This is a genomic window from Bacteroidota bacterium (genome assembly GCA_016720935.1).
Lineage (GTDB): Bacteria > Bacteroidota > Bacteroidia > AKYH767-A > 2013-40CM-41-45 > JADKJP01.
Map to the genome: position 1 here is coordinate 246,195 of JADKJP010000004.1, position 12,462 is coordinate 258,656.

The 12,462-nt window shown below is 42.5% G+C and carries 12 protein-coding genes and 3 tRNA genes; 7 read left to right on the forward strand and 8 right to left on the reverse strand.

What is annotated here, in order from left to right; genetic code table 11:
• Positions 1 to 12: 12 nt before the first annotated feature.
• The 3 genes from IPP86_05100 to IPP86_05110 all read right to left on the reverse strand — a co-directional run bounded on the left by IPP86_05100 (position 13) and on the right by IPP86_05110 (position 3,257).
• A complete protein-coding gene (locus IPP86_05100; protein ID MBL0137895.1) occupies positions 13 to 522 on the reverse strand; it encodes a hypothetical protein in 510 nt (169 codons plus the stop codon).
• 6 nt (positions 523 to 528) lie between these two features.
• Positions 529 to 1,962, reverse strand: coding sequence for a T9SS type A sorting domain-containing protein (locus tag IPP86_05105; protein ID MBL0137896.1), 1,434 nt, complete (start codon positions 1,960 to 1,962; stop codon positions 529 to 531).
• Between the two features lie 98 nt (positions 1,963 to 2,060).
• Positions 2,061 to 3,257, reverse strand: a complete 1,197-nt coding sequence (locus IPP86_05110; GenBank protein MBL0137897.1) for a helix-turn-helix transcriptional regulator — start codon at positions 3,255 to 3,257, stop codon at positions 2,061 to 2,063.
• A 243-nt stretch (positions 3,258 to 3,500) separates the two neighbouring features.
• On the opposite strand from IPP86_05110, the gene IPP86_05115 reads away from it, so the two are divergent.
• The 5 genes from IPP86_05115 to IPP86_05135 all read left to right on the forward strand — a co-directional run bounded on the left by IPP86_05115 (position 3,501) and on the right by IPP86_05135 (position 6,320).
• Positions 3,501 to 3,575 (forward strand) — tRNA-Val (locus tag IPP86_05115).
• A gap of 23 nt (positions 3,576 to 3,598) precedes the next feature.
• A tRNA-Ile gene (locus IPP86_05120) sits at positions 3,599 to 3,709 on the forward strand.
• A gap of 23 nt (positions 3,710 to 3,732) precedes the next feature.
• Positions 3,733 to 3,843, forward strand: a tRNA-Ile gene (locus IPP86_05125).
• A gap of 120 nt (positions 3,844 to 3,963) precedes the next feature.
• Positions 3,964 to 4,734, forward strand: coding sequence for a hypothetical protein (locus IPP86_05130; GenBank protein MBL0137898.1), 771 nt, complete (start codon positions 3,964 to 3,966; stop codon positions 4,732 to 4,734).
• Positions 4,735 to 4,988: 254 nt separating this feature from the next.
• The gene (locus IPP86_05135; protein MBL0137899.1) at positions 4,989 to 6,320 is read left to right on the forward strand and encodes a hypothetical protein; all 1,332 of its coding nucleotides are present in this window, start codon (positions 4,989 to 4,991) and stop codon (positions 6,318 to 6,320) included.
• 8 nt (positions 6,321 to 6,328) lie between these two features.
• Here the strand turns inward: IPP86_05135 and IPP86_05140 are convergent, their stop codons facing one another.
• The 5 genes from IPP86_05140 to IPP86_05160 all read right to left on the reverse strand — a co-directional run bounded on the left by IPP86_05140 (position 6,329) and on the right by IPP86_05160 (position 10,755).
• Positions 6,329 to 7,630 carry a bifunctional folylpolyglutamate synthase/dihydrofolate synthase gene (locus IPP86_05140; protein MBL0137900.1) on the reverse strand — a complete coding sequence of 434 codons (1,302 nt, stop codon included), beginning with the start codon at positions 7,628 to 7,630 and terminating at the stop codon, positions 6,329 to 6,331.
• Positions 7,631 to 7,682: 52 nt separating this feature from the next.
• Positions 7,683 to 8,531, reverse strand: a complete 849-nt coding sequence (locus IPP86_05145) for a hypothetical protein (GenBank protein ID MBL0137901.1) — start codon at positions 8,529 to 8,531, stop codon at positions 7,683 to 7,685.
• A 7-nt stretch (positions 8,532 to 8,538) separates the two neighbouring features.
• Positions 8,539 to 8,940: a biopolymer transporter ExbD gene (locus IPP86_05150; protein MBL0137902.1), complete on the reverse strand. Its 402-nt coding sequence runs from the start codon at positions 8,938 to 8,940 to the stop codon at positions 8,539 to 8,541.
• A gap of 146 nt (positions 8,941 to 9,086) precedes the next feature.
• On the reverse strand, positions 9,087 to 9,809 hold the full coding sequence (locus tag IPP86_05155; protein MBL0137903.1) for a MotA/TolQ/ExbB proton channel family protein: 723 nt from the start codon (positions 9,807 to 9,809) through the stop codon (positions 9,087 to 9,089).
• 115 nt (positions 9,810 to 9,924) lie between these two features.
• The gene (locus IPP86_05160) at positions 9,925 to 10,755 is read right to left on the reverse strand and encodes a TonB family protein (protein MBL0137904.1); all 831 of its coding nucleotides are present in this window, start codon (positions 10,753 to 10,755) and stop codon (positions 9,925 to 9,927) included.
• 183 nt (positions 10,756 to 10,938) lie between these two features.
• On the opposite strand from IPP86_05160, the gene IPP86_05165 reads away from it, so the two are divergent.
• Both IPP86_05165 and IPP86_05170 read left to right on the forward strand, forming a co-directional pair.
• A complete protein-coding gene (locus IPP86_05165) occupies positions 10,939 to 11,682 on the forward strand; it encodes a hypothetical protein (GenBank protein MBL0137905.1) in 744 nt (247 codons plus the stop codon).
• Positions 11,682 to 12,431, forward strand: coding sequence for an outer membrane beta-barrel protein (locus IPP86_05170; protein MBL0137906.1), 750 nt, complete (start codon positions 11,682 to 11,684; stop codon positions 12,429 to 12,431). Before IPP86_05165 ends, IPP86_05170 begins: the two co-directional genes overlap by 1 nt.
• Positions 12,432 to 12,462 lie beyond the last annotated feature (31 nt).

Genomic DNA, 12,462 nt, shown 5'->3' on the forward strand with positions numbered 1-12,462 from the left:
TATGTGAGAATTTTATTTTCGTGTATATGAAATATGCCATAACGATTTCCAGTTGAGTCGGTCAGTAGAGCTCTGCCAGTCCCACTCAAAACTGTCTTTTTTTATCGAAAAGAATATCATACGTCTGTAATTCTTCTGTCCGTTTTTTGTCACAGTTTCATCTCCTTCAAAAATCACCGTATCGCCTTCTTTTCTCCCGGTGAACACGAGATAAGCTCCCGCATTATCCACCCAGGTTTGTCTCCATTTCGATGTTGTCGAATCAAACATGCTCCAGCTTTTACCAATAAAGGTTCCATCACTGTAGTGAAAATTTTCTTCAATCACTTTGTTGTCAAGAATCCGGGAAATATGATTTGTCGCCTGAACGGAATCACCCCAGACACAATTCCAGTCACCCAGCCAGAAATCCATGAGGTCTTTTTGCATGGCTGGTATTTCAGCTTTTGTCATGATGCAAAGAAGCAGGGAGAGGAGGGTGAGTGTGAGTGTGAGTGTGAGTGTGCGTGTGAGTGTGGGCATTGCTCTTTAGTTTCTTGCGATGATTAGCTTTAACACTTTCTGAACATCGCCGCACATATAACGGATAGTATATATCCCATTGCTATAGCCTTGCAGGTTGAGTATTTCGCCCTGGCTAAGTGATTCTGAAGAAAATTTCTTTTGCAAAATTTCTCTTCCCGAATAATCATACATTATCAACACGATTTCTTTCCCCGTATTGCTACTGGCTTTGATCATCACCTGATCCTTGTGCACAGGATTGGGATATACATCTACTGAAAAATTATTTTTCTGTGATGGCGATAAGATTCCTGTTGCAACACCCGGACAAGAAGGCAAAGTCATCGCCAATGGTCCGCCATAGACACCCATGTCATTTTGCAATGATCCAAGTGAAGGAAATTCCGCCACACCAATGGATTCAGATTCCGGATCGAAAAAAACAGAACCCGGAGTACCCGCATCAATACAGGGTGAACCAATCGACAAGAGCCAAGAAGAAGTATTCGCGAAAAGCGGATTCACATCGATATTGGATGTACCGGGATAACCTCCTTCAATATCGCAATGACTCGCTCTGACAACACCACCGAAATATGTATTGATGGGACCGCCGGCGGACTGTGTATTTCCCCAGACAATATTGTTTTGTAAATCAAATTTTATCGAGAACACAAAAATGCCTCCGCCTTTGCCTGCATAAGAACCTGTTCCTGTTACCTGATTGTTCACGATGGTGTTGTTGATCACATGCACGACAGTATTTGAATCAACTCCTGTTCCCCACAAACCACCACCTCCGTAGGATTGTCCGCCTGAATTGTAAGCGATCAGATTGTTCTCTACCCTTCCCTGGCAATAGTTTAAAACGATACCACCGCCATATTTTCCCTGGTTGTGACAAATGACATTATTCCGGATGGTCGGATTTCCATCACCGGAGCGAATTCCTCCACCACCGGTAGAATTTACGTTGGTAGTATTCATTACGATATTGTCATGAATCAGGTTGTACTGAATCACAGGCGAAGAAAACTCCGTGATGATCCCTCCACCTTCGCGAAATGTTCCGGCACCATGAATATCCAGCCAGACAGTTCCTGCTCCACCGGTCAGAGTGAATCCCTGAATTACTGTTGTGGAATCCTCACCTGAATTAAAAATGACACAGGAAGCAGTATCCGGATGAATGGGCTGACTTCCATTAATGATAGTAGAATGTATAAATGCAGTATCAAGAGATTCATAAAACCGGCTTGTAAGCACAATTTTTTTTCCTCTGAAATTTATATTTTCATAATACGTTCCCGGGGCGACCACAACCGTATCGCCATTCGCGGAAGCCAGAATGGCCGATTGGATCTGTGGATAATCAGCAGGGACCTGAATCAGTCCGGCCCGGAGAGAAAAACTCAACAGGCAAAAAACAAGCAGCGGGGGTAAGAATTGTTTTTTCATGATTCAGGAATTTGGAGCACAAAAATCTCCCCTGATCATGCAAAGAGAGTCCTGAATTATAAAAAACAGGTACTATCTTATAAGTATAGACCACATTTTTATAAAAAAAGGTCGGTTCCGGTGCGGACAACACGTAATGTTTGTCTCGACTGCGCCCGTTTAAATTCCAATGGCGACATTCCCGTTAACTTTTTGAAAGCACTGTTGAATGTTGCCTTGTTACTGTAACCGACATCAAAAGCGATACTGAGAATTTTCGTTTCCGCATAATTCGGATCAGAGAGCAGTCGTTCCGCTTCTCTGATCCTGTATTTATGAATGAATTCAGGATAACTCAGTCCTAGTTGTTCATTCACCAATTGCGAAAGCTGATGTGAAGAAATCCCCATCATTTCCGAGAGTTGCTGAATTTTTAACTCACTGTTAAGAAATGGCTTCTTTTCCTCCATCAATTGGATCAGTCGTTCTTTAAGCAGAATCAATTGTTCCGGTTTCAAAGTGGATCTGGAATATTTTGCTTCCGCTTCTTTTTTCTGTTGTTCGACACCATTGAAAATTTCAGGTTGCCGGAAACCAAGATATCCGGTCATGTAAATGAATACGGAGATCGCGAAAGAAATTGTGTAATCGTATTCGACACGAATCATGTCGGTCCACACGAGAACCCAATACAACAAGTAGCCCCACACAAAACCATTGTAAGCGAGGATCACTTTTTTTAGCCAGCTTTTTTTCACGGCTTCTGCCTGATCTGATGAATCAGAAGGAGCATATTTTTTCAGATCGCGAAGCAGGATGACTCCATAAGTAATAAGGCTGATATTTTGTGCGACCACGACTGTTCTGAAAAACCACAGCCAGTGACGCATATTCCCGAAAAGCGGCATGATCCAATCAGGACTACCGAAAGTATTTTTGATCAATACAGGAACGAGATAGATCAGCGAAAGCCAGACGGGGATAAAATGTCTTTTATAATTCCGAGGCAGCGTGCCATCTTCAAGCACTTTGACATAGAAATAAGTAAGCGGACCGAAGATGAGCGGGAATGAATCGGTCCATCCATCCATCCAGGTATACACTTTATAATAGCCCGTCCAATAGATCACATAGGAGACGAGTGTGATGGAATACAGACCGATGAGTAGAGAAAGAATATGATTGGCCAGCAGGTTACCCTTCTTGTGCCGGAAGAGCACCAGCGACAAAAAGAAGCCTTGTAGGGCGGCTACCAGGAAGAGGGAAGTCCAGGTATCGAAGGAAGCCTGGTTCTGCAGGTCCAGAAGTATGCTCATTAACATAGTGGTGAAAATACAGAAAGGAACAAGGGCAGTCATTAGTTCCCCTGTTAATCTTTGTTAATGATGCATTTATGAGATTTGAAGCCATATCCCGCCTATTCCTCTCCAAATTTTTTAAACCCCTTAAAACCAGCCATTTTTAAAATAAATCAAAGAAATTTTGTTAAAAATAAAAAGTGGCTATCTTTGCCGTCCGTTTTTGAGGGAGCTTAGCTCAAATCAAAAAAGGAACATAATGGGAGCTTAGCTCAGCTGGTTCAGAGCATCTGCCTTACAAGCAGAGGGTCACAGGTTCGAACCCTGTAGCTCCCACTTCAAACAAAGCCCACCATAAGGTGGGTTTTGTCGTTTTAAGTAAATTCATTTTGTTCACCATCATAAAAGCAACAACAGAGCATCCCGGTTTATAACCGGGAGGGTCACAGGTTCGAACCCTGTAGCTCCCACTTCAAACAAAGCCCACCACTTGGTGGGTTTTGTCGTTTTAAGTAAATTCATTTTGTTCACCATCATAAAAGCAACAACAGAGCATCCCGGTTTATAACCGGGAGGGTCACAGGTTCGAACCCTGTAGCTCCCACTTCAAAACAAAACATTTATCCTTGTAAAAATACACCGCTCATATTATCTTTTAGACCCTGATCAATTTAATTGTGTCCAGACGAAAAATAAGGGACAAAACCGAAAAGAGTAGCAGCCCATGAACCCCAATCAAATTCTGATTGATAAAATCTTCAAAGCACAGGATGAAAACGGTTTATGGAAAGTGTTACCGACTTCCGACAAACATTATCCCGACTATCTTCATTACAAACCGAATTTCAGTGCTTCCTTGTGGACTTTGATATTGCTGGCTGATCTGGAGACCGACAGAAATGAGCCACGTGTGAAACAGGCATTAGCTGAAATTAAAAACCATTTCTACGACAAAAAATTCGGGATCTATACTTTAAAAGAAGACCACTTCCCAATACCATGCTTAAACGGGAACATTCTTTATATCGATTTCTACTTCAACAAAACACCGGATCCGCGAAGCCTGAAAGCACTTTCATTCTTTTGCAAAAATCAAAGATTTGACGATGGAAAATACGAGGAACCCAAAAATGAATTTTGTTCCAATACCAGCTGTTACGGAAAACACTCCTGTTACTGGGGAATTGTAAAACTTTTCAAAGGCATTTCATTTATTCCTGCTAAATCCAGAACAAAAGAAATCCTGGAATTGAGAGACAAATGTGTAAGCTTTATTTTAAAACATCATGTTTGCTTTAGCTCACATTCTCCCGATAATTTTATGATCGACAAAATTGACCGGCTTACTTTTCCAAACATGTACATAAGTGATTTTCTGGAAATTCTCTGGCTATTGAAACGTGAAAAAATAAAATCCGAAGAACTTACCAAAGCCATTCGTCTCCTCAAATCAAAACAACAAAAGGACGGCACCTGGCATCTGAAAGAAAAGTGAACAACATGGTTGTTTCCATTGGTGAACTTGAGAAGTACAATCCTTTTGTCACAAAAAGAGCTAATGAAGTTTTGGAGTATTACCACTCATGAACAGTTAAATTTTTTCATAAACTCCAAATGAAAATTTGAAAAACAAGATTTAAGCACTTAAAGAAATTTTTTTGGAACAATTTTCTCCGTATTGACAAGCTTTGTGAGTGTAGGTTACCCGTATCTTCTAAAATTAATATCTTAGTCCTTCAATTCCTCTCCTTGAAGTATTTCGCAAAATTTGAAATCCTGATCATCGGGTTAATTTTCATCATCTGTGCCTCAAACATCAATTGGGGAAAAGATAGGTGGAAGGACATCATCGCGACAGATGGAAAAGGCTATTACGCCTATTTGCCCGCGATTTTCATTTACCATGATGCTTCTTTTAGTTTTCACAATGAAATTGAAGAGAAATATTACCCGCCCTACTCCCGCTATGACTACCGGATAAAATACGGTGAGCAAACAATCAATAAATACTTCGCGGGTACAGCCATCGCTGAATTGCCATTCTTCGCCATAGCGCATGTCTGTGCTCTGGTATTTCATCAACCCGCGGATGGATATTCTTTCCCTTACCAGGTCGCAATCAATATCGCGGCTATTTTTTATACGCTTGCGGGTTTCTGGTTTTTGAAAAAGTGGTTGCAGCAAAATAATATCAAATCCGCACTGATCAGCCTTACCTTACTTTGCATGGCTTTCGGGACGCATTTGTTTTATTATGCAGTAGACGACGCATCTTTGTCACACGCTTATTCATTCGGAATCACTTCCGCTCTTATTTTTCTTGCCGATCAGTTTTTCAGAAACAAAAGCGAAAAACGGTGGCTGCTTCTTGTCGCACTTCTCGCCTGGATCATTCTCATTCGTCCGGTGAATGGAATCATTGTACTTGCACTTCCATTTCTTGCAGGTAACAAGAAAGCTCTCCTCGAAGGGATTGCATTTGTACTTAGAAAGAAAACTATTTTCATACTGTCTCTGCTATTGCTATTTTGTATTCCCGGCATTCAGCTCCTCGCCTATTATTGGCAGACAGGCCACTTCTTTGTGTACACATACGGCTCCGAACATCTGGACTTACTGCAAGCGCATTTCATGGATTTTCTTTTCAGTTATAAAAAAGGATTGTTCATTTATACTCCGCTTCTATTCCTGAGTCTTTTCGGGTTTCTGCATTTTGCAAAAACAAATAAATGGCAGCTGATCACACTCTCAGGATTCCTGGTCATTCTGATCTATGTTCTCTCTTGCTGGTCGGTGTGGTGGTATGGAGGAAGTTTCAGTCAGCGCCCGGTCATTGAGTTTCTCCCGTTTTTTGCATTTCTCCTTTGCCATTTCTTTCAGCTAATCAAAAAGCGAATTCCTGCTATCATGATTGGAACAGCATTTTTATTTCTTATGGTTCTGAACCAGGTACAAATCTACCAGTACCGTTACAACGTGATTCATTGGGAAAATATGGACAAGGAACACTACTGGAGAGTTTTCCTCCGTATTGATCAGATCATGAAAAACGAAAACGCGAACAAAGATTTACTCCGTTAACATTGAAATCAGGATAATGCCTGTAGAATTTCTGCCACCACAAAAGTACTTCCTCCGATAAAAACAAAATCCGATTTCTCCGCCGCATTTTTCGCGGCAAGAAAAGCGTCGTAAACTGAATCGTAAGCTTCACCCTTGAGGCCAAAATTTTGAGCTTGATTTTTTAACTCCTCCTGTCCAAGCGCCCTCGGTAAATTCGCTTTGCAAAAATAATATTTGGCATTTACCGGTAGCAGTTTCAGGATGGACGTGACATCCTTATCATTGACCACTCCAAAAACAATGTGCAAACGATCATACGAAAGCAATGCCAGCTGATTCAGAATCTCACGAATACCGTCTTCATTGTGTCCAACATCACAGACGATTCGCGGAGATTCAGATATTGTTTGCCATCGTCCCATCAAACCGGTAAGTCCACGGACATTGCTTAATCCTGCACGAATATGTTCTTCTTCTATTCTAAATCCCGCTTCATTCAATTTCAAAACAGACTCAATGACCGTAAGAATATTTTTACGCTGGTAATGTCCGGCAAGGTCGATCTCGAGTGAGTCAAAAAGCAATTGCTTCCCGGCATAAATGCTAAACACCTGACGGTCGGGAGCCGTAGATTCCTTTTGTTCCGCGCGCAGGAGAACTTCTGCGAAAACAATAGGAGCACTCATTGAAGCAGCTTTGTCGGTGAACACAACTGCTGTTACTTCTCTTACCTCTCCAATCACAACAGGGATTTCTTTTTTGATAATGCCCGCTTTTTCAGCTGCGATTTTTTTCAATGTATCTCCAAGCAGGTTGGCATGATCCCAGCTGATATTGGTGATGACGGATAAAAGCGGCGTGATCACATTGGTAGAATCGAGCCGGCCACCAAGACCCGTTTCAATAACCGCGATTTCCACTTTTTCGTTTGCAAAATAATCGAAGGCTAGCCCAACAGTCCACTCAAAAAAAGAAGGCTGCACTTTTTCAAACTGCGTTTTATATTTCTCTACAAATCCAACAACAGCATCCTTCGAAATCATTTCACCGTTGATCCGAATGCGTTCCCGGAAATCGATGAGGTGGGGAGAAGTATATAATCCTGTCTTGTATCCTGCCGACTGCAGAATAGCCGCAAGCATGTGAGAAGTACTGCCTTTACCGTTGGTCCCCGCTATGTGTATGGAACGAAATTTATTTTCCGGATGATCCAGGAATTCGCAAATCGCATGGGTGTTGTCAAGGTTGGCCTTGTACGCCGCGGCACCGATACGATGAAACATCGGCAATTGGGCAAAAAGATAATCCAGGGTTTCCTCGTAATTCATGTCCGCGATTTGAAAAAATCGCGCAGTCCGATAACATACCGGTACGCGAAATTTATTGCACTACAAAAACAAAGGTAATTGTCCCTTTTTGAATATCCGCGTCATCCGGACCGGCATTAAATTTAGCTTTCATGGCAGCTTCCCGTGCAAGTTTATATAAATAGGAAGACGTTGTCGTAGATCCACGACCTCCCGGAACAGCAGCAGTTACTTCACCATTTTTATCTACAGTAATATCGACAACAACCTTTCCGGTTTCCTGGGAGCGGTCGTTGATTTGTGGTGTACGAATCATTCTGCGACCAGCCAGACTAAAGCTCACACCACCACCTTTTCCGGGACCCTGACCGGGACCTTCACCCGGACCAATTCCGGGTCCATTGCCACTACCGTTTTTACCTGTATACCGTGAGTTTGGATCTCCTTGCGGATCACCCTGGTCACCTGCACCTTTGCCGGTTCCCTGTGATGTACTGTTGTTGGATTTTCCTTTATACAGTGAACGAGTATCAACAGTTTTTACAGGCTCAACCACGGGTTTATTTTCCTTTGGTGTTGTAACCGTTGGCTTGACTTTTTGTACATCTACTTTCTTTGGATCTTTTACTTCTCTGGCCACACCGGATTCTTCCAGATCCTGTGTCGCAAAATTTTCTTCCGGTTGAACGGCAGGTTTTGCTTTTGTGAGTGAAGGGTCTTCGGTAATATTTTCCGACATCGGTTGAATCTCACCACCGGCTTCATCCACATATCCGATGTTCACGATCACTCCGCCGCCGCCGCCTGTTTCCGGGAAGGGAGGAATTTGTGTTTTCACCATCACAAAAAGCAGGATGAGAAACAGCACCGAGTGAATCGCTACTGAAATAATAATGGACCTTGAACGGATGGTTGCATCCATAGTAAGCTTATTGCTTGGAGGATTGAGTGGCCAGCACCATTTTAATTTTTAAACGATTCCCGATATCGAGAAGGTCAACGAGGTTTTGAACCTGAACCGATTTGTCAACCTTCAACAAAGCTGTCGGATCGGTTTGTCCTGCTATATTCACTTTAATGGCCGCTTCCAGTTCGTCCGCGCTGATGGGAGTATTGTTAATCGCATATTGCAAATCGGCAGTAACTGAAATGGTGAGCGGGTGCTTCACAGATTGCGTGCTGCTCTTGGCGTTAGGAAGCAAGAGCTTCAACACGTTCGGTGTCGCCATCGTAGACGTGATGAGGAAGAACAACAACAGAAAAAACATGATGTCATTCAGGGAAGCGCTGTACACTTCACCAACTACTCGTGTTCTTCTTCGGAGATTCATTTTTGTTATTATTTATTTTTGAATTTTGTAGGGGACGAGGGACGGTGAAAAGGGGACGAGGGACGGGGGGCGAGGGACGTTAAATTAGTGTGTCACACATTCAAATTTCCTTCCCGCACCAACCACTAAGCACCAACCACCAGGCACTAGTTCTTCACCGGCTCCTCAAGCAGGTCGATAAACTGAACCGCGTTAATTTCCATTTTATTGATTACCCTGTCGATCATGTGAACGAGATAGTGATAAGCTGCGTAAGCGATCATACCGACAAGCAGACCTGCCGCGCTGGAAATCATTTTCACATAGAGACCACCTGAAATTGTATTGATCTCAAGAGAATTCTGAAGAGCGATCTGATAGAAGATTTTGATTACACCGAAGATGGTACCAAGGAATCCGAACATCGGAGCGATACCGGCGATAGTTCCGAGGATGTTGAGGTTTTTCTCCATCATGTAGATCTGGAGTTTCCCGACATTCTCTATCGCGCCTTCAATTTCCTTTACAGGTTTTCCGAGACGCATCAGTCCTTTTTCGATCATACGTGCAACCGGACTGCTGGTGTTTTTGCAGAGCGCTTTTGCAGCGTCGATATTTCCACTGTGGACGTAATCGCGAATCTGGTTCATGAAATTCATATCAATTTTTGAGAAACGCTGAATAGTAAACAGCCTTTCAAAAAAGATGTAGAATGCCATCACTGAAAGAATCGCGATTGGAACGAGGATGGGCCCGCCTTTTACAGCCATATCCCAGAGAGAAATGGATTGCTCAACAGGAGGAGTAACAGCTGTCGTTGCAGCCTGAGCAAGCGAGTCCGAGGCTGCGCCAAGGTTTTGAGTGATCTGCAGGATGAGTCCGTAGGTCATAAAGTGGTTTGGATATTAATAACTCACAAAAGTAGGGACTGAGCTCCCATGCAGGCTGGAACATGCCCCTACTTTTAAACATTGTCGTGTTAGTCTAAACGAGCCTTTGAAATTATTATTGAAGAAGATTAAAGCTGATCGGGAGCACCATTTGTGTCCGAACAGGTCTGGTTTGACTGATTCCGGGTTTCCATACCGGGGAAGAGGCCAAAACCTTCTGTACTTCTTCATCCTGACCATAACCAATAGATTTCATCATTTCCACATCACTGATGGTTCCGTTTTCATTCACGATAAAGGTTACATAATACCTTCCATTCAGTCCTGCCGCTCTGGCTTGAGGAGTATAACGTATGTGATTTTTCAGGAATTCATAAAATTTGAATAAACCGCCCGGAAAATCAGGTTGTACGTCAACAGAAGCGATGTTCAGAGGTTTATCAATAATTTTCGGTGGAGGATTTGTAGCGATTCCGGTCGGACTACCGATCAGAGGTTGAGTGGGAGTTGCGGTTCCTGTTCCGGAACCTATGGCCGGTGAAATTGGTTCAATCTTCGGTGCCGGAACATTTACTACAGGTTTGAATGCATTTTCGTCGACCTGTGGCTTCGGTTGAATCGTCCTGTGATTAAGTTCAGGCGGGATCACTTTTGGAGCGGGGATATCTACATAAAAATTATCCGAAACAAACAGACGCTCATCGTTTGGCCTGGCCCGGGCGATTTCTTCCCGGAAAAAGATTTTACTGATCGCAAGTGGTATAAAAAAAAGAGCGGTAAGTCCCAGCAACATAAAAAGAAGAGATTTGGTAAGGCGCCGGTCATAGTTCATTCTCAATTCATAAGCACCATAGGCTTTATTCCTGTTTTCAAAAAGGACATCTTCCCAGGCTGTCTTTGCTTTTTTTTCTGTAAACATGGCTTGAGTATTTAAAGCATAGAGCATGGTGTGTACCTGATTCCATAAAATCTTGAAAATTTTCGGTTAATGAACTTATGTATGTCGTAAGTGGGTCATGATATTTCCTGAACTTCAGGCTGCTGTGATATTTGAAGGAATGCTCATGAACCCCTTTTTTTTGCTGCTGCAAATTTTTATACCTTTCCCATTCAATTCACAGACCAGCATATGTTTAAAGCGAATAAACTCTTCCTGATCATTTTCCTTTTCTTTTCAGTTCTCTCGCAAGATTCCTTTGCCCAATTGAAAGTGACATTTCCTTCAAAAGACAGTTTGCAAATCACCGCGGACTGGTACCCTATAAGCAGCGAGATGCCGATCATCCTGTTGTGTCATCAGAATAAATTCAGCCGCGGAGAATACAATGAAACGGCTTTGCGTTTAAACAAATTCGGGTTTAATTGTCTGGCCATCGACCAACGTGTAGGAGATGCCGTGAACGGAATAAAAAATGAAACTGCCGAAAGAGCAAAAGCTGCCGGCAAAACTCCTTTGAATACAGATGCGGAACAAGACATCGAAGCAGCCATTGATTTCCTTTATGATAAATACAATAAAAACATCATCGTCATCGGTAGCTCCTACTCCGCTTCCCTTGCATTAAAAATTGCGGCGACAAACAATAAAGTGCTGGGTGTTGCAGTTTTTAGTCCGGGAGAATATTTCGCCGATCCGAATTACATCTCGAAAAGTATAGGCAATCTGAATAAACCTTTATTCGCGACCTCTTCACTTCAGGAAGCAGATGCCGTCACCGACTTGCTCAAGGATGTCAATTCGAGAATTAAAGTGCAATACATCCCAAAAACTCCGGGGAATCATGGCTCCAAAGTACTCTGGTCTGTCGCACCCGACAATCAGGAATACTGGATCGCTCTCATGAGCTTCCTGAATAAGATGAAAACACTTTGATGAAGGTCAAGTACTCCTTTTCTTTTCCGAATTCATTTCACAGGCTATCAGTGTATTTTCTTTTTTTCATGCTTGCAACCACACCGTTGAAAGCACAAAAAGGAATCACAACAGTAGGAATCCAGTACAAACCTATTTTTCCTGTTTCATTTCTTGGCACAGGAAAACAAAGCACTTCCTCGAATCAGGTAAATTTTGATGTAGAATTAAAATCCGGTTTCTGCGGAGGAATGGTGGTACGTCATGGGTTTTCCGAACTGCTTGCATTTGAGACAGGAATTAATTATGTCAAAAGAAAGTACGACCTCATCATTACGGATGGTGATTTCAAAGGAACCTCTGAATTCAGAATTATAGGATATGAAATACCGGTGAATCTGTTGGTCTATATTCAGCTCGGTGAAAAATTATTCATGAATGCATCCATGGGACCGAGCGCGGATATGTTCGCGAGCAATGTGCAATCCTATGACGAATATTTTCAGCATGTATCTTTCCGAAACCATATTTTTCAGGCTTCCGTTCTTGCGAATCTTGGCTGGGAATGGAGAACAGAAAAAAGTGGCTTCATCTATCTTGGCGCATCTTATCATCGTCCCTTTTCTTTTATTTATCTCACAAAAGTTGAATACAAATTTCGTGGGAAGGACGAATCTACCGATCAGAAATTGCTTGGCAATTACCTGACTCTGGATCTGCGTTATTTTTTCCCTGAGAACAAAGGCAAGAAGCCGGGCAGAAATGAATAAGGAGCGGATTGCTCCACTCCTTAGATGATCA